This window comes from Azohydromonas sp. (genome assembly GCF_035325925.1).
Taxonomy (GTDB): Bacteria; Pseudomonadota; Gammaproteobacteria; order Burkholderiales; family Burkholderiaceae_C; genus Calidifontimicrobium.
The window spans coordinates 81,747-101,502 of record NZ_DAOKZA010000011.1; the positions used below are offsets into that span (position 1 = coordinate 81,747).

The 19,756-nt window shown below is 70.6% G+C and carries 20 protein-coding genes and 2 tRNA genes; 11 read left to right on the top strand and 11 right to left on the bottom strand.

Annotation, left to right across the window (positions count from 1 at the left end; translation table 11 throughout):
* Window positions 1–2: 2 nt before the first annotated feature.
* From PKC53_RS06265 to PKC53_RS06290, 6 genes are all read left to right on the top strand, one after another.
* Window positions 3–1,010, top strand: coding sequence for a class 1 fructose-bisphosphatase (locus PKC53_RS06265; RefSeq protein ID WP_324427385.1), 1,008 nt, complete (start codon window positions 3–5; stop codon window positions 1,008–1,010).
* Window positions 1,011–1,043: 33 nt separating this feature from the next.
* Window positions 1,044–1,119, top strand: a tRNA-Thr gene (locus PKC53_RS06270).
* Between the two features lie 203 nt (window positions 1,120–1,322).
* Window positions 1,323–2,321, top strand: coding sequence for an extracellular solute-binding protein (locus tag PKC53_RS06275; RefSeq protein ID WP_324427386.1), 999 nt, complete (start codon window positions 1,323–1,325; stop codon window positions 2,319–2,321).
* A 13-nt stretch (window positions 2,322–2,334) separates the two neighbouring features.
* Window positions 2,335–3,420: an ABC transporter ATP-binding protein gene (locus PKC53_RS06280; protein ID WP_324427387.1), complete on the top strand. Its 1,086-nt coding sequence runs from the start codon at window positions 2,335–2,337 to the stop codon at window positions 3,418–3,420.
* Window positions 3,421–3,430: 10 nt separating this feature from the next.
* Window positions 3,431–5,104 carry an iron ABC transporter permease gene (locus PKC53_RS06285; protein ID WP_324427388.1) on the top strand — a complete coding sequence of 558 codons (1,674 nt, stop codon included), beginning with the start codon at window positions 3,431–3,433 and terminating at the stop codon, window positions 5,102–5,104.
* 226 nt (window positions 5,105–5,330) lie between these two features.
* Window positions 5,331–8,195 (top strand): valine--tRNA ligase, encoded by a 2,865-nt coding sequence (locus PKC53_RS06290; RefSeq protein ID WP_324427389.1) that lies wholly within the window; start codon window positions 5,331–5,333, stop codon window positions 8,193–8,195.
* Here PKC53_RS06290 and PKC53_RS06295 read toward each other — a convergent pair.
* Window positions 8,140–9,114, bottom strand: a complete 975-nt coding sequence (locus PKC53_RS06295) for an NAD(P)-dependent oxidoreductase (RefSeq protein ID WP_324427390.1) — start codon at window positions 9,112–9,114, stop codon at window positions 8,140–8,142. The two genes, PKC53_RS06290 and PKC53_RS06295, sit on opposite strands and share 56 nt — an antisense overlap.
* Before the next feature lie 82 nt (window positions 9,115–9,196).
* On the opposite strand from PKC53_RS06295, the gene galU reads away from it, so the two are divergent.
* Window positions 9,197–10,072, top strand: coding sequence for a UTP--glucose-1-phosphate uridylyltransferase GalU (gene galU, locus PKC53_RS06300; RefSeq protein WP_324427391.1), 876 nt, complete (start codon window positions 9,197–9,199; stop codon window positions 10,070–10,072).
* 15 nt (window positions 10,073–10,087) lie between these two features.
* Here the strand turns inward: galU and PKC53_RS06305 are convergent, their stop codons facing one another.
* The 3 genes from PKC53_RS06305 to cysM are packed head-to-tail and all read right to left on the bottom strand — an operon-like array spanning window position 10,088 to window position 11,802.
* The gene (locus tag PKC53_RS06305; RefSeq protein ID WP_324427392.1) at window positions 10,088–10,327 is read right to left on the bottom strand and encodes a sulfurtransferase TusA family protein; all 240 of its coding nucleotides are present in this window, start codon (window positions 10,325–10,327) and stop codon (window positions 10,088–10,090) included.
* A gap of 29 nt (window positions 10,328–10,356) precedes the next feature.
* Entirely contained in the window at window positions 10,357–10,890 is a 534-nt protein-coding gene (locus PKC53_RS06310) for an NUDIX domain-containing protein (RefSeq protein WP_324427393.1), read from the bottom strand.
* A gap of 6 nt (window positions 10,891–10,896) precedes the next feature.
* Window positions 10,897–11,802 (bottom strand): cysteine synthase CysM, encoded by a 906-nt coding sequence (gene cysM, locus PKC53_RS06315; RefSeq protein ID WP_324427394.1) that lies wholly within the window; start codon window positions 11,800–11,802, stop codon window positions 10,897–10,899.
* A 104-nt stretch (window positions 11,803–11,906) separates the two neighbouring features.
* Here cysM and PKC53_RS06320 point away from each other — a divergent pair.
* From PKC53_RS06320 to PKC53_RS06330, 3 genes are all read left to right on the top strand, one after another.
* Window positions 11,907–11,991, top strand: a tRNA-Leu gene (locus PKC53_RS06320).
* Between the two features lie 257 nt (window positions 11,992–12,248).
* Entirely contained in the window at window positions 12,249–12,866 is a 618-nt protein-coding gene (locus PKC53_RS06325) for a hypothetical protein (RefSeq protein WP_324427395.1), read from the top strand.
* An 8-nt stretch (window positions 12,867–12,874) separates the two neighbouring features.
* A complete protein-coding gene (locus PKC53_RS06330) occupies window positions 12,875–13,000 on the top strand; it encodes a hypothetical protein (RefSeq protein WP_324427396.1) in 126 nt (41 codons plus the stop codon).
* Between the two features lie 605 nt (window positions 13,001–13,605).
* On the opposite strand, the gene PKC53_RS06335 is transcribed toward PKC53_RS06330, so the two are convergent.
* The 7 genes from PKC53_RS06335 to PKC53_RS06365 form a co-directional block, all read right to left on the bottom strand.
* Window positions 13,606–16,488 (bottom strand): DUF927 domain-containing protein, encoded by a 2,883-nt coding sequence (locus PKC53_RS06335; RefSeq protein WP_324427397.1) that lies wholly within the window; start codon window positions 16,486–16,488, stop codon window positions 13,606–13,608.
* Window positions 16,485–16,649 carry a hypothetical protein gene (locus PKC53_RS06340; RefSeq protein ID WP_324427398.1) on the bottom strand — a complete coding sequence of 55 codons (165 nt, stop codon included), beginning with the start codon at window positions 16,647–16,649 and terminating at the stop codon, window positions 16,485–16,487. Before PKC53_RS06340 ends, PKC53_RS06335 begins: the two co-directional genes overlap by 4 nt.
* A 146-nt stretch (window positions 16,650–16,795) precedes the next feature.
* Window positions 16,796–17,386: a hypothetical protein gene (locus PKC53_RS06345; RefSeq protein WP_324427399.1), complete on the bottom strand. Its 591-nt coding sequence runs from the start codon at window positions 17,384–17,386 to the stop codon at window positions 16,796–16,798.
* A complete protein-coding gene (locus PKC53_RS06350; RefSeq protein WP_324427400.1) occupies window positions 17,383–17,625 on the bottom strand; it encodes an AlpA family phage regulatory protein in 243 nt (80 codons plus the stop codon). The genes PKC53_RS06345 and PKC53_RS06350 overlap by 4 nt, the downstream gene beginning before the upstream one ends.
* Entirely contained in the window at window positions 17,622–18,200 is a 579-nt protein-coding gene (locus PKC53_RS06355) for a DUF927 domain-containing protein (protein ID WP_324427401.1), read from the bottom strand. Before PKC53_RS06355 ends, PKC53_RS06350 begins: the two co-directional genes overlap by 4 nt.
* 50 nt (window positions 18,201–18,250) lie before the next feature.
* Window positions 18,251–19,042: a hypothetical protein gene (locus tag PKC53_RS06360; protein WP_324427402.1), complete on the bottom strand. Its 792-nt coding sequence runs from the start codon at window positions 19,040–19,042 to the stop codon at window positions 18,251–18,253.
* 110 nt (window positions 19,043–19,152) lie between these two features.
* Window positions 19,153–19,359: a hypothetical protein gene (locus PKC53_RS06365; RefSeq protein WP_324427403.1), complete on the bottom strand. Its 207-nt coding sequence runs from the start codon at window positions 19,357–19,359 to the stop codon at window positions 19,153–19,155.
* Between the two features lie 178 nt (window positions 19,360–19,537).
* Between PKC53_RS06365 and PKC53_RS06370 the strand changes: the two genes are divergently transcribed.
* Window positions 19,538–19,756: hypothetical protein (locus tag PKC53_RS06370; RefSeq protein WP_324427404.1), on the top strand; the 219-nt coding region annotated here is incomplete at its 3' end.

Here is a 19,756-nt window from a genome sequence, read left to right on the forward strand (position 1 = left end):
CGATGCCCAAACGCCGCATCAGCCTGACGCAGTACCTGGTCGAGCAGCAGCGCGAACACGGCCACCTGACCCCGCCGCTGCGGCTGCTGATCGAGGTCGTCGCGCGCGCGTGCAAGCGCATCGCGATCTCGGTCAACAAGGGCGAGCTCGGCGACGTGCTGGGCAGCACCGACCAGAGCAACGTGCAGGGCGAGATCGTCAAGAAGCTCGACCTGATCGCCAACGAGGTGCTGATCGAGGCCAACGTCTGGGGCGGCCACCTCGCGGCGATGGCCAGCGAGGAGATGGACAGCATCCACGTCGTGCCCGACCGCTACCCGCAGGGCGAGTACCTGCTGCTGTTCGATCCGCTCGACGGTTCGAGCAACATCGACGTCAACGTCAGCATCGGCACGATCTTCAGCGTCCTGCGCAAGGTCGGCCACACGCGCGGTGTCTCGGAGGAGGACTTCCTGCAGCCCGGGCGTCAGCAGGCGGCGGCCGGCTACTGCGTCTACGGCCCGCAGACCACGCTGGTGCTGACGGTGGGCAACGGGGTGGCGATGTTCACGCTCGACCGCGAGCAGGGCTCGTGGGTGCTGACCCAGGAAGACATCCGCATTCCCGAGGAGACGAAGGAGTTCGCGATCAACATGAGCAACCTGCGCCACTGGGCCCCGCCGATGCGCCGCTACATCGACGAGTGCCTGGCCGGCAAGGAGGGCCCGCGCGGCAAGGACTTCAACATGCGCTGGGTCGCCAGCATGGTCGCCGACGTGCACCGCATCCTCAGCCGTGGCGGCATCTTCATGTACCCCTGGGACCAGCGCGAGCCCGACAAGCCCGGCAAGCTGCGCCTGCTGTACGAGGCCAACCCGATGGCCTTCCTCGTCGAGCAGGCCGGCGGCATGGCCACCAACGGGCAGCGCCGCATCCTCGACCTGCAGCCGACCAAGCTTCACGAGCGCGTCAGCGTGATCCTGGGATCGAGCCAGGAGGTGCGGCGCGTCACCGAGTACCACGCCGCGTGAGCCGCCCCGGCGTGCCTATAATCGCGGTCTTTCGCCGGTGTAGCTCAGCTGGTAGAGCAGCGCATTCGTAATGCGAAGGTCGGGAGTTCGACTCTCTTCACCGGCACCAGAACCCCCGCCCGGGCACCGCGCCCGGCGTCACCCGAAAGCCCGGCCCCGCCGGGCTTTCGCCTTGGTGCGGCGCGCCGACTCGGTGTCGGCGGCGCACGCGGCGATTGACGCACGTCAACTCGGCCGGCCGGCACTTCGGCAACGCTCCACGCTTCGCCGCAGGCGCCGACGCCGCGGCCCGACCCCTGCCGGAGACGCCGCATGAAACGACTGATCGCCGCCTCGCTGCTCGTGTGCATCGCCGCCCAGGCGCAGGTCCAGGACAAGGCCCTGGTCGAACGCGCCCGTGCCGAGGGCAAGGCGTCGTTCTACGCCAACATCACTGCGGTCGAGCCGATCATGAAGGCGTTCACCGCCGACACCGGCGTGAAGGCCGAGTACACGCGCATCTCGACGTCGAAGTTCGTCGCCACCGCGATCACCGAGTTCGAGGCCGGCAAGCTGATGGCCGACGTGGTGCAGGCGCCGCTGCCGGTGCTCGAACTGCTGAAGGAAAAGGGCGTGCTCGCAGCCTACCGCTCGCCGGCGGCCGCGGGCTACCCCGAGTGGACGCGCAAGGACGCGCACATCCAGCTGTTCGGCATCGAGTACGTCGCGCTGATCTACAACAAGGAGCGCGTGAAGAAGGAGGACGTGCCGACGCGCTACGAGGACCTGACGCTGCCGAAGTGGCGCAACCAGATCGTGATGGCCAACCCGGCCAACCACCCGACGACGATCTCCTGGCTGGTCGGCCTGAAGGAGAACGTGTTCAAGACCGAGGCCGAGTGGCGCACGTTCCTGCAGGGTCTGGCGGCGAACCGGCCGATGTTCGTCGCCTCGTTCGGCCCCACCCCGGCGCCGGTCGAGAGCGGCGAGAAGCTGATCGCGATCTCGATGCCCAAGTACATCGTCACCAAGGCACCGGCGCCGCTGGACTGGGCGCGCGTGTCGCAGCCGATGATGGGCACGCCGCGCGCGATCGCGGTGACGTCGAAGGCGCCGCACCCGGCGGCGGCGCGCGCCTTTGTCGACTACTGGTTGTCGCAGCAGTCGATGCAGGTGCTGGCCAGGGACGTCGGCGAGTACGTGCTCGCGCCGGGCGTGCACCCGCCGATCGACGGCATCCAGGACGCGAAGGTGATCCCGATCCGCGAGTTGTCGGACGACGAGATCCAGAAGTGGGGCGACGAGTTCAAGAAGATCTTCGACGTCAAGTAGCCGCAGCGCGCCCATGGACATCCGCATCGAGGGCGTCAGCAAGCACTACCAGTCCGAGGGCAAGACGATCAAGGCGCTCGACGACGTGAGCCTCACGATCGAGCGCAACCAGATCTACACGCTGCTGGGCCCCAGCGGCTGCGGCAAGACCACGCTGCTGCGCTGCATCGTCGGCCTCGAGACGCCCGACACCGGCGAGATCCGCATCGGCGGCGAGGTCGTCTGGTCGCGCGACAAGGGCATCGCGGTGCCGCCCGAGCAGCGCGGGCTGGGCATGGTGTTCCAGACCTACGCGATCTGGCCGCACATGAACGTGTTCGACAACGTCGCCTACCCGCTGCAGGTGCGCGGCGTGGCCGCGGGTGCGATCCGCGAGCGCGTCGCCGCGACGCTGCGCTTCGTGCAGCTCGAGGGCTACGAGCAGCGCCCGGCGACCAAGCTCTCGGGCGGGCAGCAGCAGCGCGTCGCGCTGGCGCGCGCGCTGGTGGCCGAGCCGAAGGTGATCCTGTTCGACGAGCCGCTGTCCAACCTCGACGCCAAGCTGCGCGAGGAGACGCGCAAGGAGCTGCGCGCCTTCCTCGGCAAGCTGCAGATCACCGCGGTGTACGTCACGCACGACCGCGTCGAGGCGCTGGCGCTGTCGGACGCGATCGCGGTGATGCGCGCCGGGCGCATCGTCGAGACCGGCACGCCGCAGAAGATCTACTTCGACGCCGACCACCGCTTCGTCGCCGACTTCATCGGCCGCGCCAACCTGGTCAAGGCCACGGTGCGCGGCGAGCACGGCGGGCACACCGTCGTCGACTCGCCGCTGGGCCGCCTGGCGTGCCAGCGCCGCGACTTCGCGGCCGGCAGCGAGGCGACGCTGTGCATCCGCCCCGAGTTCATCCACGTCGTCGCCGGCGAGGCGCCCGTCGGGCACAACGTCGTCAACGGCCGCGTCGACTCGCTGACCTTTGTCGGCGAGGCCTACGAGGCCGAGATCCGCGTCGGCGAAGAACAGCTGCTGGCCAAGATCGACCCCGACGCGCGGCTGCGCGAGGGTGACGCGATCAGCTTCACGCTCGACCCGGCGCACTGCCTGCTCGTGGCGGCCTGAGCGCGGCGCGATGGACCCGCGCCGCACCCGCCTGACCTGGCTGCTGATCGCCATCGTCGGCGCGCTCACCGTGGCGCCGGTGCTGATGCTGCTGCTGGGCAGCTTCTCCGAGGGGCTGACCGCGTTCGGCCAGTTCACCGTCGACAAGTACGTCCAGGCGTACAGCGACCCGGCGTTCCTCGACGTGATGTTCAACACCACGGTGTTCGTGCTCGGCTCGTCGACGCTGTCGACGGTGCTGGCGATCTTCCTCGCGTACCTGAACACGCGCACCGACATCCCGTTCAAGTTCCTGTTCGGCGTGCTGTCGATCATCCCGATGATGATCCCGCACCTGCTGTTCTCGGTCAGCTGGGCGCTGCTGCTGAATCCGTCGAACGGGCTGATCAACGTCGGCCTGATGCAGCTGTTCGGGCTCGACGGCGCCCCGTTCGACATCTACACGCTGTGGGGCATGATCCTCGTCGAGGGGCTGCTCGACCTGCCGATCGCCTACCTGATCATCGCGCCGGCGATGGCCTCGTTCGACGTCGCGCTCGAGGAGTCGTCGCGGGTGTTCGGCGCCAGCCCCTGGCGCACGCTGCTGCGCGTGACGCTGCCGGTGCTGCGCCCGGCGATCCTCGCCGCGTTCATCCTCGGCATCGTGCGCAGCCTGGCGTCGTTCGCGGTGCCGCAGGTGCTGGGCATGCCGGGGCGCGTGCAGGTGCTGGCCACGCACCTGTACGAGATGATCGCCACCGGCTTCGCCACCGACTACGGCAAGGCCGCCGCGGTGGGCATGAGCGTGCTGGTGACCTCGGTGACGCTGATCGTCGTGTACCGCGCGCTGACCGCCGAGAGCGAGAAGTTCGTGACCATCTCCAGCCGCGGCTTCCGCCCGACGGTGATCGAGCTCGGACGCGCGCGGCTGCCGCTGTTCGCGCTGGTCGGCGTGCTGTCGTTCGTGCTCATCGTGCTGCCGGTGGCGGTGCTCGCCTACACGTCGCTGGTGCCGTACTCGATGCTGCCGAGCGCGCGCGCCTTCGAGGCGATGAGCCTGAAGCACTGGCGCGACGTGTTCGCCGACCCGATCTCGCTGCTGGCGCTGAAGAACAGCCTGTTCCTCGCGGTCGTCGGCGCGACGCTGGGCGTGCTGCTGTCGGTGTTCGTCGCCTACGTGATCGTCAAGGTGAAGACGCGCGGCGCGGGCATCCTCGAGTCGCTGAGCTACCTGTCGTTCTCGTTCCCCGGCATCGTGATCGGCGTGGGCTTCATGTGGTTCTTCGTGCAGACGCCGCTGTACGCGACCATCTGGGCGCTGCTGCTGGGTTACATCGCGACTTACCTGCCGTACGGCATCCGGCCGATGTCGAGCGCGTTCATCCAGATCCACGCCCACCTCGAGGAGTCGTCGCTGGTGTGCGGGGCGAGCCCGATGACGACGATGCGCCGCATCATCGTGCCGCTGCTGATCCCGGGCATCGTCTCGGGGTGGATCCTGATGGCGTCGATGTTCATTCGCGAGCTGACGCTGTCGGTGGTGCTGTCGCGCCCGGGCACCGAGGTGCTCGCGGTGCAGATCCTGCGCTTTGCCGAGGACGGACTGTGGGGCCGGCTGTCGGCGCTGGGCATCGTGATGATCGCGATCTCGACGGCGCTGGTGGTGGCCGCCACCGTCGTCGGCAACCGCTTCAAGACCGCCTGATCGCGTCCTCCTGCCGGGCGCCGCAGCCGTCTCGTCCAAGCGTGCCCTGCGTGGCGCGGGCCGCGGGCGGCGAAAGCCTCGAGGACCGTACGCGTCTCGGCACGGGTTCGATGCCCGCCCCGCGCGGTGCCACGACCTACAATCGTCGCCCCGTCCGTCCTGGCTGCCCGGGCGCGGCAGGCGTCGCGCCGACGCCCCGCCCGGCCCCGTCCTGCCCCTTCGATCCATGAGCGAACTCGCGAAGTCCTTCGATCCCGCGTCCATCGAGCCACGCTGGTCGGCGCTGTGGGAGCGCGTCGGCGCCTACGCGCCGACGCTGGACGCGACGAAGCCGTCGTTCGCGATCCAGCTGCCGCCGCCGAACGTCACCGGCACGCTGCACATGGGGCACGCGTTCAACCAGACGATCATGGACGCGCTGACCCGCTACCACCGCATGCGCGGCTTCAACACGCTGTGGCTGCCGGGCACCGACCACGCCGGCATCGCGACGCAGATCGTCGTCGAGCGGCAGTTGCAGGAAGTCGGCATCAGCCGCCACGACGTCGGTCGCGACGCCTTTCTGAAGCACGTGTGGGACTGGAAGCAGCGCAGCGGCTCGACGATCACGAACCAGATGAAGCGCCTCGGCGACAGCGTCGACTGGTCGCGCGAGTACTTCACGATGGACGAGAAGCTCTCGACCGTCGTCACCGAGACCTTCGTGCGCCTGTACGACGAAGGCCTGATCTACCGCGGCAAGCGGCTCGTCAACTGGGACCCGGTGCTGATGTCGGCCGTCTCCGATCTCGAGGTCGAGAGCGAGGAGGAGGACGGCTTCCTGTGGCACATCCGCTACCCGCTGGTCGATCCGGACGGCCGCCTGAAGGCGGCCACGGGCCTCGACTCGCTGGTGGTGGCCACCACGCGCCCCGAGACGATGCTCGGCGACACCGCGGTGATGGTGCACCCCGACGACGAGCGCTACACCGCCCTCGTCGGCAAGACGGTGCGCCTGCCGCTGTGTGACCGCGAGGTCCCCGTCATCGCCGACGACTACGTCGACCGCGAGTTCGGCACCGGCGTGGTCAAGGTCACGCCGGCGCACGATGCCAACGACTACGCGGTGGGCCAGCGCCACGGCCTGCCGCTGATCGGCATCCTCTCGCTCGACGCCAAGGTCAACGACCACGCGCCGGTGCCGTACCGCGGGCTCGACCGCTTCGTCGCGCGCAAGCAGGTGGTGGCCGACCTCGACGCGCTGGGCCTGCTCGTCGAGACGAAGAAGCACAAGCTGATGGTGCCGCGCTGCGCGCGCACCGGGCAGGTGGTCGAGCCGATGCTCACCGACCAGTGGTTCGTCGCGACCACCAGGCCGGGCGCCGACGGCAAGAGCATCGCGCAGCAGGCGATCGACGCGGTGGCCTCGGGCGCCGTGACCTTCGTGCCCGAGCAGTGGGTCAACACCTACAACCAGTGGATGCACCACATCCAGGACTGGTGCATCTCGCGCCAGCTGTGGTGGGGCCACCAGATCCCGGCGTGGTACGGCATCGACGGCCAGGTCTACGTCGCGCGCGACGAGGCCGAGGCGCGCGCCAAGGCCACCGCCGACGGCTACGCCGGCCCGCTGCAGCGCGACCCCGACGTGCTCGACACCTGGTACTCGTCGGCGCTGGTGCCGTTCTCGACGCTGGGCTGGCCGGCGAAGACGGTCGAACAGGACCTGTTCCTGCCGTCGACGGTGCTCGTCACCGGCTTCGACATCATCTTCTTCTGGGTCGCCCGGATGATCATGATGACGACGCACTTCACCGGCAAGGTGCCGTTCCGCCACGTCTACATCCACGGCCTGGTGCGCGACTCGCACGGCCACAAGATGAGCAAGAGCGAGGGCAACGTGCTCGACCCGGTCGATCTGATCGACGGCATCGCGCTCGAGCCGCTGCTGGACAAACGCACCACCGGGCTGCGCCGCCCCGAGACCGCGCCGAAGGTGCGCGAGGCGACGAAGAAGGAGTTCCCCGACGGCATCCCGGCGTTCGGCGCCGACGCGCTGCGCTTCACGATGGCCAGCTACGCCACCCTCGGGCGCAACGTCAACTTCGACACCAAGCGCTGCGAGGGCTACCGCAACTTCTGCAACAAGCTGTGGAACGCGACGCGCTTCGTGCTGATGCAGGTCGACGGGCTCGGCGACGTCGAGCGCGGCATCGTCGAGTGCGCGCACGATTGCGGCCCCGACGGCACGCTGCACTTCTCGCACGCCGACAAGTGGATCGTCAGCGAGCTGCAGCGCGTCGAGGCCGCGGTGGCGCAGGGCTTCGCCGACTACCGGCTCGACAACGTCGCCAACGCGATCTACGCCTTCGTCTGGGACGAGTACTGCGACTGGTACCTCGAGATCGCCAAGGCGCAGCTCGCCCAGGGCACGGCGGCGCAGCAGCGCGCGACGCGGCGCACGCTGCTGCGCGTGCTCGAGGCGGTGCTGCGACTGCTGCACCCGATCACGCCGTTCGTCACCGCCGAGCTGTGGGAGAAGGTCGCGCCGGCGGCCGGCCGCGCGGTCGACGGCGGCATCGTCGTCGCGCCCTACCCGCAGGCGCAGCTCGAACGCGTCGACGCCGCCGCCGACGCCTGGGTCGCCCGGCTGAAGGCCCTGGTGGGCACCTGCCGCACGCTGCGCAGCGAGATGGGGCTCGCCCCCGGCGAGCGCGTGCCGCTGCTCGCCCATGGCAGCGGTGACGATGCCGGCTTCGTCGCCGAGGCGGCGCCGCTGCTGCGCGCGCTGGCGCGGCTGGCCGAGGTGCGGCTGATCGAACCCGAGTCCGCTTTCGCGCAGGCCACGCAGGCGGCCCCGGTGGCGGTGCTCGGCGACCTGCGCGTGGCGCTGCACGTCGAGGTCGACATGGCGGCCGAACGCGCGCGGCTCGAGCGCGAGATCGCGCGGCTCGACGCCGAGGTGGCGAAGGCGCAGGCCAAGCTGGGCAACGCCAGCTTCGTCGAGCGCGCGCCGGCGGCGGTGGTCGAGCAGGAGCGCCAGCGCCTGGCCGGCTTCACGCAGACGCTGCGTCGTCTGCGAGATCAGGCGGCTCGTCTGCCGGCAGCCTGAACTCGGGCGCCGCGTCGGGGCGCTCGCCGAGCAGCTCGTCGATGCGGCGCGCGACCATCCACGCGCCGCGCCGGCGCGACTCGCGGGTGATGCCGGCCACGTGCGGCGTGACCTGCAGCGTGTCGATGTCCGACAGCGGCCGCCCGGCGTCGAGCAGCCCCGGCTCGACGCTGTCGAGCCAGGCCGCGGCCATGCGCCCGCTGCCGAGGACGTCGGCCAGCGCGGCCTCGTCGAACAGGCTCGAGCGCGACAGGCTGACCAGCACCTGGTCGGGCTTGCAGAACGGCAGGAAGCGGTCGCCGAGCAGGCCGCGGTAGCGGTTGAAGTACGGCAGCATCACGCACAGCGCGTCGCTGCGCTCGACGAGCTCGCGCAGCGGCAGCGGCATCACGCCCCAGCGCGCCCACAGGCCGTCGTTGGCGTGCACCGCCGGGTCGTAGCCGACCACGCGCGAGCCGAAGGCCGCCAGCAGCGGCACCAGCGCCGGCGTCGCCGGCACCAGGCCGACCAGGCCGACGGTGACGCCGCCCAACTCGCGCCCGACCTGCGCGCCGTCCTCGGTGACCACCGGCACGCGGCGCAGCAGCGCGAGCAGCGCGCCGATCACGAACTCGGCCTCGGCCGCCGCGCTCGCCGCGCCGCTGCGCACGATCTCGACGCCGGCGCGCTGGCACGCGGCGGTGTCGATCGCCTCGACGCCGTTGCCGACCACGCCGACGGCGCGCAGCACCGGCGCGTAGTGCAGCATCGTCGCGTCGAGCGCGACCGCCGGCGGCATGACCAGCGCGCGCACGTTGAACAGCGCCTGCCGGAACGCGCGCGGGTCGCGCACCAGCTCGGGCGCGTAGCGCACCGCGTGGCGCTGCTGCAGCCACTGCATCACCTGCGCGTCGATCGGTTCGACGATCAGCACGTCCATGCGATTCGCGGCCTTCGGTCAGCGAGCGCGGCGCGCGTCGCGTGACAGAATCCCCTCTCCCCCTGCAGGCACACCCGCATCGATGAAAGTCAACAAGGCGATCTTCCCGGTCGCCGGGCTCGGCACCCGCTTCCTGCCCGCGACCAAGGCGCAACCGAAGGAGATGCTGCCGGTGGTCGACAAGCCGCTGATCCAGTATGCCGTCGAGGAAGCCTACGCCGCCGGCGTGCGCGAGATGATCTTCGTCACCGGCCGCCACAAGCGGCCGATCGAGGATCACTTTGACATGACTTTCGAGCTCGAGGTAGCCCTCGAACAGGCGGGCAAGCAGGCGCTGCTCGACGTGGTGCGCAGCGTCAAGCCCGACGACATGGAGTGCATCTACGTGCGCCAGCCGCAGGCCCTGGGCCTGGGGCACGCGGTGCTGTGCGGCCGCCGGCTGGTCGGCAACGAGCCGTTCGCGGTGCTGCTGGCCGACGACCTGATGGTCGGCCCGAGCGACGGCCCGCCGGTGCTGGCGCAGATGGTCGAGCAGTTCGGTGAGTGGCGCGCGTCGATCCTGGCGGTGCAGGAGGTGCCGGCCGAGCACACGCGCCGCTACGGCATCGTCGCCGGCAGCGAGGTCAACGACCGGCTGGTCGACGTCGAGCGCATCGTCGAGAAGCCGGCGCCGGAGGCGGCGCCGTCGCGCCTGGGCGTGGCCGGGCGCTACATCCTGACGCCCGGGGTGTTCCACGAGATCGAGACCCAGCCGCGCGGCGTCGGCGGCGAGATCCAGCTCACCGACGGCATCGCCTCGCTGCTGCGCCGCGAGAAGGTGTTCGCCTACCGCTACCAGGGCAAGCGCTACGACTGCGGCAGCAAGGAGGGATTCCTGCAGGCCAACGTCGAGCTGGCGCTGGCGCACCCGGAACTGGGGCCGGGCTTCCGTGACTTCCTGCGCAGCCTGGACCTGTGACGGGCGGCGGCGCGCTCAGCGCCGTCGCAGGTAGTGCACGAACTCGTCGGCGGTCTGCACCTGCTCGAGCAGTTCGTTGCCGGTCTGGCGCGCGAAGGCCTTGAAGTCGCGCATCGAACCGGGGTCGGTGGCCACCACCTTGAGCACCTCGCCGCTGGCCATCTCGGCCAGCGCCTTCTTCGCCTTGAGGATCGGCAGCGGGCAGTTCAGGCCGCGAGTGTCGAGTTCGCGGTGCGCCTGGAGGTGGTCGGACATGGTCGATCCCGGTCGATGGACGGATGGCGCTAGCCGCGCGGCGGCTCGAGGAACCGCGGCTCGATGCCGCGCGCGCGCAGCCAGTCGGCCAGCGCGAAGCCGGTGCCGGCGCGCCAGCAGCGCACCTCCGCCGGTGCGAACAGGCGGTACTCGGCGAGCTCGGGCGACAGGCGGACCTCACCGCGCGAGCGCGCGTGGTACGCGATGATCACCTGGTTCATGCGCTGGAAGTCGTACACGCCGATCAGCTCGAGCGTGTCGACCTGCAGCGCGGTCTCCTCCTCGACCTCGCGCGCGATGCCCTGCTGCGGCGTCTCGCCGGCCTCCATGAAGCCGGTGATCAACCCGAACATGCGCCCGCTCCACGCCGCGTTGCGCGCCAGCAGCAGCTGGCCGTCGCGGTCGGTGCACTCGATCACCGCGGCGAGCACCGGCGTCGGGTTGTTCCAGTGCGTGAAGCCGCAGGCCGGACAGCGCAGCCGCGTCTTGTCGCCGCCGTCCTCGGCCACCGCGATCGGCGCCAGCGGCGTCGCGCAGCACGGGCAGAAGCGGAACTCGCTCACGGCTGCTCAGGCGGGGAACACGCCGGTGGACAGGTAGCGGTCGCCGCGGTCGCACACGACGAAGACGATCGTCGCGTTCTCGACCTGCTGCGCGATCTGCAGCGCCACCCAGCAGGCACCGGCCGCCGAGATGCCGGCGAACAGCCCCTCTTCGCGGGCGAGACGGCGCGCCATCTCCTCGGCGTCGGCCTGCGTCACCAGCACCAGCTCGTCGACCGCCCGCGGGTCGTAGATCTTCGGCAGGTAGGCCTCGGGCCACTTGCGGATGCCCGGGATGCGCGAGCCCTCGGCGGGCTGAGCGCCGACGATGCGCACCGCCGGGTTCATCTCCTTCAGGTGGCGCGACACGCCGGTGATCGTGCCCGTGGTGCCCATCGCGCTGACGAAGTGCGTGATGCGGCCCTCGGTGTCGCGCCAGATCTCGGGCCCGGTGGTCTCGTAGTGGATGCGCGGGTTGTCGGCGTTGGCGAACTGGTCGAGCACCAGCCCCTTGCCGTCCTTCTGCATCTGCTCGGCGAGGTCGCGCGCGTACTCCATGCCGCCGCTCTTGGGCGTGAGGATCAGCTCTGCACCGAAGGCCTTCATCGTCTGCGCGCGCTCGATCGACAGGTCCTCGGGCATGATCAGCACCATGCGGTAGCCGCGGATCGCCGCGGCCATCGCCAGCGCGATGCCGGTGTTGCCGCTGGTGGCCTCGATCAGCGTGTCGCCCGGCTTGATCTGCCCGCGCTCCTCGGCGCGGCGGATCATGCTGATCGCCGGGCGGTCCTTCACGCTGCCGGCGGGGTTGTTGCCCTCGAGCTTGCCGAGGATCACGTTGCCGCGGCGGTCGTTGTCGACGCCGGACACGCGCTGCAGGCGCACCAGCGGCGTGCGGCCGATGGCGTCTTCGAGGGTCGGGTAGGCGGGCATGGTCGCGGCTCGGCTCTTCACGCGGCGATTGTCGCAGCGCGGCCCCGGGCCCGCGCAGGGTGCATGTGATAATCCGCGCCGCGCAACTGCCACCGCAGTCCCCGGCCCGGGTGGCGAAATCGGTAGACGCAGGGGACTCAAAATCCCCCGGAGCAATCCGTGCCGGTTCGAGTCCGGCCCCGGGCACCAAATCGGCATCCTCTGCCGTCCGCTCACGTCCTCTTTGATCGCGTTTCCCTCTGAAACGCCTAGGGGAACCGTTCGCCCACGGTCGCTGTAGTGTGCCACCTTCCGCGGCATCGCGGGGGCACCTGCGGGGGCACCGATCGGCGAAAGCGGGGGCACAGGGGAACGGGAGAGGATCATTCGACGGGGCAATCGGGACGCTATGTGCCCCCGCCCTGGGGCGCCAGATCGTCAACAGCGCGGCCGCGTCTCGGCAACGGGTGCAGCCCCGCCGGCGCGGCTCGCGGCAGTCGCGCATCGTTGCCGCGTCAGCCAGGCGGGCCTATGCTGCGGCCGTGACCCCAGCACCCGCCCTCAGTCGCCCCGCCCTCGCCGCGCTGCTGTGCACGCTGGCGACGTGCGCCGCCACGGCGCAGGGCGTCGTCTACCGCTGCAGCTCGGCCGACGGCGCGATCTCGTTTCAGGACACGCCATGCAAGGGCGCCGGCGGTGCGATCGACCTTGCGGCGCCGAACGTCGTCGCGGGCTTCGACTTCGCCGACCCGCTGCTGCGCAGCGCCCGGGCGCGTGCAGCGATCGAGCGCGGCGCCATCGTGCCCGGCATGACCGCCGATGAAGTGATCCGATCGCGCGGGCAGCCGGCGCGGCGTACGATGGCGATCGACGCCGCCGGCGGGCAGTTCGAGGAACTTGTGTACCGCCTGCCGGATGGTCGGCTGCGCGTCACGCTGCAGGCCGGCCAGGTCACCGCGACGCAACTCACCGAACGCTCGACCATCGGCGACGGCCACCGCCGCGCGGTCGTGCCGCACCAGGCGCCGCGCCGTCACCGTCACCAAGGGGTCGAACCGACAGCCCGCCGGATCGAGCGGCGATAGGGCCTGCGGTGCGTGGCGTGGTCTGGTGCATCTGGTTCGTCGGCGTCGGCGCCGCGCTGGTCCCGTTGGGTCTGGCCTTGGACGCCGAGCGCACGATGGCGATCGGCGCAGGGTTGATCGCCGTCGTCGGGTAGCCCGTGCTGTTCATCGCCGGTGCGTTGCACGACAGCGGCTGCAACCGCCACCCCAGCCGGTAGCGCCGCAGGGCCCGCCACACGCCCCCAGCGCCGAGGCCAAACGACGGGCCCGGCTCATAGCCTACATCTATCGTCAGCGTCGATCACGCATCGTCAATTGATAAGTTCACCGGCGCACCCACTGGCGCCGCCGGGGGGGCCGAATTACCCGCCCGGGACTGCCCCCGGAAGGACCCATAGGGGGTGTCAGGCGCGGCGCCGGCAGCTTCGTCGACGGCGCGGCGTGTTACATCTCGGGCTCTGCGAGACCGGGAAGAATTCCCGGTGACCCGCTTTCTTGTGGGGGCAGTGGGGGCAGTGGGGGCAACCTCGGCAAGTGGTTGTCACGCCTCACTTTTTCTGCCCCCACATCTGCGCACGCACTGCCCCCACACGCGGCGCATGTGGGGGCAACTCGATACGCCGAGGTTCGCCGACGTGCGGGCCTTCGTTCGTCACTGGCGGCGCCGCACTGTTGCCGCCGACCCGCCGCGCGAATTTGTAACCGCCACGCGGGCCGACCCGCCCCCCCGACTGGCGCTCGCCCGACACCCCGCCGGGGCTCAGTCGTCGCCCTCGAAGATCGAGCTTCGGATGCGGTACACCCGCACATTGCCGAGCCCGGGCAGGCGCTCACGCCGCGCCAGGTGGCGCCCTTCGGACACCAGGTGCCCGCGGTCACGCAACAGCCGCAACACCGCGCCGGCGTCGAAGCCGTCGCACGCCTCGCGCTCGAAGACCTCGGGGAAACAGTAGTGATCGACGGTGGTTTCTTCGGCGTCGGCGTCGCTCACCTTCTCGCCGAACTCGCGCATGTGGTCACTGTCGCTCTTGATCGGCCGGCCGTCCTTCGTGACCATTCGCCGCAGCCCGGCCCGCAGCCCCTTGTCGGGTGCCCGGTCGTCAAGGGCGCGGTGCCACCACGTGAAGCGCCCGGCGCCGTTGAGCTGCAGCCAGCGCCGCACCTGCGCCAGCATCTGCGCCGTCTCGGCGTCGCCCTGCCCTCCGGCCCGCGCCGCGAGCCAGGCCTCGAAGCAAGCCCGCGCTGCGGTAGTCGCCTCGCCCTGCGGCCACCCGGTCAGCCCGGCGTCGGTCGCCAGTTCGCCGGCCACCGCCGCCAGGGCGAAGCGCCGGCCGACGCGATGCACCTGCCCCGAGGCGCCATCGGCGACCCATTGCGCGGCCAGGCGCTCGATACCGCCGCGCACGTCGTCGCGCAGTTCGTCGGCGTGATCGACACACCAGCGCAGCCACTCGCGGCCGGCGTGACCGTGGTTCGCCTCGGTGGCCCCCGCCAGGTACTGCGCGAAGGCGGCGCCGCCCTCGTGATCGTGCGTCGTCTCGAAGATCGTGCCCGGCGCCACCTCGGCGGCGGTGTCGCACATGCGCAGCTCTTGACCCGCGCGGGCTCGCTTGCCGCCTTCGGCCATGTGCGCCGCGAGCCCCACCTCGCCCGCGCTCAGGAAGAGAAGGCGCCAGGTCAGCCGCGGGCGCGGCTCGCCCGTGCGTTGACTGCGGGCCTTGCTCGTTTCGTTTGCCAGCATGTAGGCGCACTCGCCCGCGGTCTTCGGGTCCACCTGCGCCAGCTCGTCGAGGATAAGCAGGGCGTCGCAATGCTGCGCGGCCACCGTCTCTAGGGCGTTGTCGGTGGCCCGCCAGCGTTGCAGGTAGTTCGGCCCGCCGTAGACGCTGCCGGCCACGCGCAGCGCAGTCGTCTTGCCGCAGCTCGAAGACCCGCGCAGGTGGAACCCGCCCGAGTCGATCCCGCTCGGGCGCAGCAGTGGACCGGCAAAGGCGCAGCTCACGGCGAAGGCGAGCCGCGAGTTCCCAACGCACTTCGCCGCGACCGTCGATCGCCAGGCGTCGAGAGTGCCGCGCAGCCTGAACGGCGATTCGACCGCGCCGCCCGTCTGGAACACGATCGCCTCGGGCGCCGGCTCGCCTGCGGCCGGCTCGCGTTGCAGCGTGTCGCGAGGCAACACGAAGGCGCGGCCGTGCCAGCCCACGCGATCGACGCAACGCACGAAGTCGGCCGGCGTGCTCTGTTGCAGGAACAGCCCGAGCCGGTCCTTCGCCTTCGTGCCCGGGGCGATGCGAAGCCCCATGCCGAGCAAGGCGGCGCGGTATTCGTTGCCGTCGCCGGCCAGCATCCGCGCCGGCATGGGCCAGGTGCGCACGTTGCCCCGCGGGTCGTCGAACTCCAAGAGGAAGCCCCAGCCGTCGCCGTCCGCATCGTGCGTGCGGGCGATCACCGCTAGGCGGGAACACACGGCGACCATGCGCGGCGAACCGCCGCCCTCGCCGCTGTCGCGGTAGTACAGCCACCCGTCGCGCAGCTCGAAGCCGAAGGGCAGCCCCGTCGCGGCGTCTGGCGGCCCGCTGGCGGCGTTTACGGCGTCGGGCGATGCCTCGGCATCCTCGGCCCCGCTCGGCGCTTCCTGCGTCGATTTCGCGGGCATCGTCAGCAGCTCGGCGCACGCCCGCTCGATCACGTCGCGCACTGCGGCGAGCCCGGCCGACTGGTGCACATCGTTGAAGTCCGAACCGCCTTCGGGCAACGGCTCGGGGAACACGGCGAGCCCACCCACCGCGCGGGCCGCGGCGGTCGCCGCCTTGCGGCCCGGGTTGCCGGTCGTCGCCCGATCGTCGTCGCCCGCGATCAGCAGCCGCGCCGAGGGATGCAGCTCGGCTAGGGCCTGCGCGACGTGGCGCAGGTTGCCGGCATCGAAGCCCACGGCCACCGGCCGGCCCGTCGCCTCGAAGATGCTCGCCGCGGTCGCGAAGCCCTCGGCGATTACGATCACGTCGGCGCCCTCGGCGTCGCCGCGGATCATGTGCCAGGTGCCCGCCTTGCGCCCCCATCGAAGAAACCGCTTCGATCCATCGGCGGCGATGGTCTGCAAGTTCACCAGGCCCGAAGCGTTGACCATCGGGACCGCGATCGAACCATCCCCGAGGAAGCGCACGCCGTGCGCCTTGATGCCCTTGCGGTCGAGGTAGACGCTCGTCCCCGTCTCGCTCGCCTTCGCCCACAGGGCCGCAGCCATGCGTGCCGTGTCGTCGGCGCGGGCGCGGAAGCGGGCTTCGTCGGCGTCGCGGCGCTTTGCCGCTTCGGCCCTGCGGCGCTCGCGTTCGGCCAGGTCTTCGGGCGTGGCGGGTTTGGAAAGTCGCCAGCCGTGGCGCTTCGCCTCGGCGATCAGCGTCGCGATCGTGATCCGGCCGGGCTTGAACGATCGCCACACGTCGCGCACGTCGCGGGCGTTGTAGGTCTGCCCGCCGCGCGACCATTCATCGAAGATCGCGAGCCCTTCGTCGCCCGGCAGCTCGGAGTGAAGCGCCATGCCCAGGCGAAGCCAGGTCTCGCGGTCGAGGTCGGCCGGGATCGCGAGCAGGGCCGATCGAAGGTCGCCCGCAGACAGCGGGGCGGGTGTGCGCTTCGTCGTCATGCTGCGCCACTCGCGCCGAACAGGTCGCCTTGCGACTGGTCGCACGCTGCCAGCGCATAGACCATCGTTGCGGTCGCGGTGCCGTCCGGCCCCGTGACGATGGCCCACCCGCCGACGATCGGGAAGCCGCCCGCACGCAGCTCGCTGATTCGCTTCGTCACGCTCGGCACCCTGCAACCCTGTTCAAGCTCGGCCTTACTGGCAGGGCCGCACATCAAGCGGGCGAGGACACAAGAGCGCTGCAGCGCCGCGCTGCGGTACGGCCCGCCGGCGTGGCGCGCGACGTGAACCGGGCTTCGCCTCATTGTCAATGCCCGGGCGCGTGCCCGTGGTTCGTCGTCGACAGCATCAGGCCGGACAGCAACGGCAGCGTGCCGCCCGGCGCGGCGAACACCTCGACTCGCATGTGAACGTGCACGCGCGGCCAGTACATGCGACCGTGGAACTCGACGTAGCGCGGCACGCCTGCGCTCACGTCTGCCCGCAGCGCCTTCATCAGCGCGGCTCTGTCCGGGGCGATCGCGTGGCCGGGTGCGCCGCCACGCAGGCGTGCGGCCGTCGCGTCGATCGCAGCGCCGGGCGCGTCGTCGCCCTCAGCTGTCGAGAAGGTGACACCCGAAAGCAGCGGCAGCGCTTCGCCGGGTGTCGCGAACACCTCGACTTCCAGCGCCAGGCCGACGCGCAGCCAGTAGCGCCGGCCGCTGAGGGCAACGGAACGCGGCACCGCCTCGGCCACCTTGTCAGCGATGGCGAACAACAGCGCCTGAGTCCCGGGGAATTCGCTCGCGTCGCTCGCCTCGCCAGGCGTGCCGGTGTGCAGGTAGGCGGCCGTCTCGGCGATCTCCGCGTGAACGTCGCCCGCTGCGCCGGTGGTTCGCTTGTCCTTCGCGGCCTTCATCGTGCCGCCTCGCGATCGGCTGCAGCGCTGCGGCTTGCGATCTGTTCGGCGATCCAGCGCTGAACCGCTCGCTCACTCCACATGGTCGCCCTGCCGATCTTGATCGGACGGGGGAAGGTGCCATTGCGCACGCGGTCGAGAACGAAGGTACGGCCGGCGCCGACCGCATCCATGACCGCGGGCAAGCGCAACAGGCGATCAGGCGCGGCGCCCTCGCCGGTCTTGTGATCGCCACTCATTGCACGCCCTCCGGCCGCGCCGCGAGCCAGGCCTCGAAGCAAGCCCGCGCTGCGGCGGTCGCCTCGCCCTGCGGCCACCCGGTCAGCCCGGCGTCGGTCGCCAGTTCGCCGGCCACCGCCGCCAGGGCGAAGCGCCGGCCGACGCGATGCACCTGCCCCGAGGCGCCATCGGCGACCCATTGCGCGGCCAGGCGCTCGATACCGCCGCGCACGTCGTCGCGCAGTTCGTCGGCGTGATCGACACACCAGCGCAGCCACTCGCGGCCGGCGTGACCGTGGTTCGCCTCGGTGGCCCCCGCCAGCAGCGGGCCGGCAAAGGCGCAGCTCACGGCGAAGGTCAGGCGCGAGTTCCCGGCGCTCTTCGCCGCGACCGTCGATCGCCAGGCGTCGAGGGTGCCGCGCACCTTGAACGGCGATTCAACGGCCCCGCCGCTCTGGAACACGATCGCCTCGGGTTCGGGCTCGCCTTCGGCCGGCTCGCGTTGCAGCGTCTCGCGAGGCAACACGAAGGCGCGGCTGTGCCAGCCCGCGCGGTCGACGGCGTGCGCGGGGCTGGGGGTGGGGGTGGATTGCATGACGGCTCCTGAACATGGAGCCGCCCGCGTCGCGATCGCCGGCGGCCCCGTTATTTGAGTCGCCGTATTCGCGATGCTGATAGCGGCTCAGTACGCAGATGCTGCCGAGCGCTGCTGCCGCCGCCTAGGGAGGTCAATTCGCCTTCGTCGCTCCGATTCCCCCCCCCGGGAAGACCCGGCCCGCGCGTCGTTGATGACAATCCTCGCTTCAATGCACCGAGGTTCGCGAGCTGCTGCCGCAGCAGATCGAGGTCGATCTCACCGCGCTCAATGGCAGTGCGCAACACGTCGTGCGGATCACCAGTCAAACGGAGTTGCCGCCAACACTGCCGCGCCACACGGACAAGCCGCGCGCCGGAGCCCGACGCCAGTGGGTGCCCGTGCATGCCCAGGATCACGGCGAGCTGCCGGATCAACACGGCGCCGGGGTTTCGCTTGCGACCGCGCTTCGCGGGTGGAAGCCGCTCAACCTCACGCGCGGCCCACTGCGCGAGCCAGTCGAGCGTCGTCGCCGCGTCGGTCAACAGGCGCCACTGTTCGCGAAGGGCGATCCGTTCATCCGGGCGCGCGTGCGCATTCCGGAACTTCGCGAAACGATAGGCGAATTGTGACCCGGTGGCGCCGTCATCAAGCCACCGGTGTAGGTCGTCGCCAAGATCGCGCGCCAGATTGCCGAGGCGCTGCAGCTTATTGCGTGCGAAGTGTCTCGGCGTGAGGTCGAGTCGCTGCAGCATGTCGCGATCGCCTTCAACGCTGCGAACGAGTTCCAGGACTTCGGCGGCGCACTCGGGCCCGAGGATGCGCGAGAGTTTCGCCGCCGCCTCGGCTTCATCGTTGTTCACGCTCGCACCCCTTCCGATGCGCCCTTCGTTGGGGTCGCCGCGCCAGCCCGGGAAGGGTCCGGGTCTTCACCCTCGGGGATCAGCCTCGGGCTAGGCGCGGCGAATCTCCTTCAGCCCTTCGGCTGGCCGACTCCCGCAACTGGCGAACGCATCGGCGTCGTCGCCGCTGGATGCCCAAGCGCCGCGAGTGCGCGGCGAAGGTCCGCCTCGGTTCGTGCGAGGTCGAGGTACGTGCCGATCTCTTCGGGGTTCACGAAGCGCCGGCCGTATTCGGGTGTCTGCAGGGTGCGCACCGCCGCCCGCACCAGCTCGCGCACCGCCTCGGTGTCGGGTCTGCCCAGCTCGCCGGGTCGTCGATCGGCCCATTGAGGTCGCCGTTCATCTTGTTCCCTCCGCGCCGGCGGGCACCTCTCGACCCCCGATCGCATCGCGGTAGCCGCGGCCTCGCTCGGCTCGCATCTCGTCGGCGTCGTCGGCCAGCTTCAGCCAAAGCGCATGCTCAGCCTCAGTGCCGAACCGATCACCATGCGCGAGGCGGCGCAGGCCCCGCTCATAGCCAGCAGCATAGGCGTCACCCACAAGGCCGGCCAGGCGGGCGATGCGCAGTCGCTGCATCCGCGCGGCGTGATCGTCAAGTCGGGTCGTCATAGAAGCCCCCTCTCCGCGAACTATGTTGTGCTCCCCATACTTCGCCGAACGTGGACTTCTTTGATA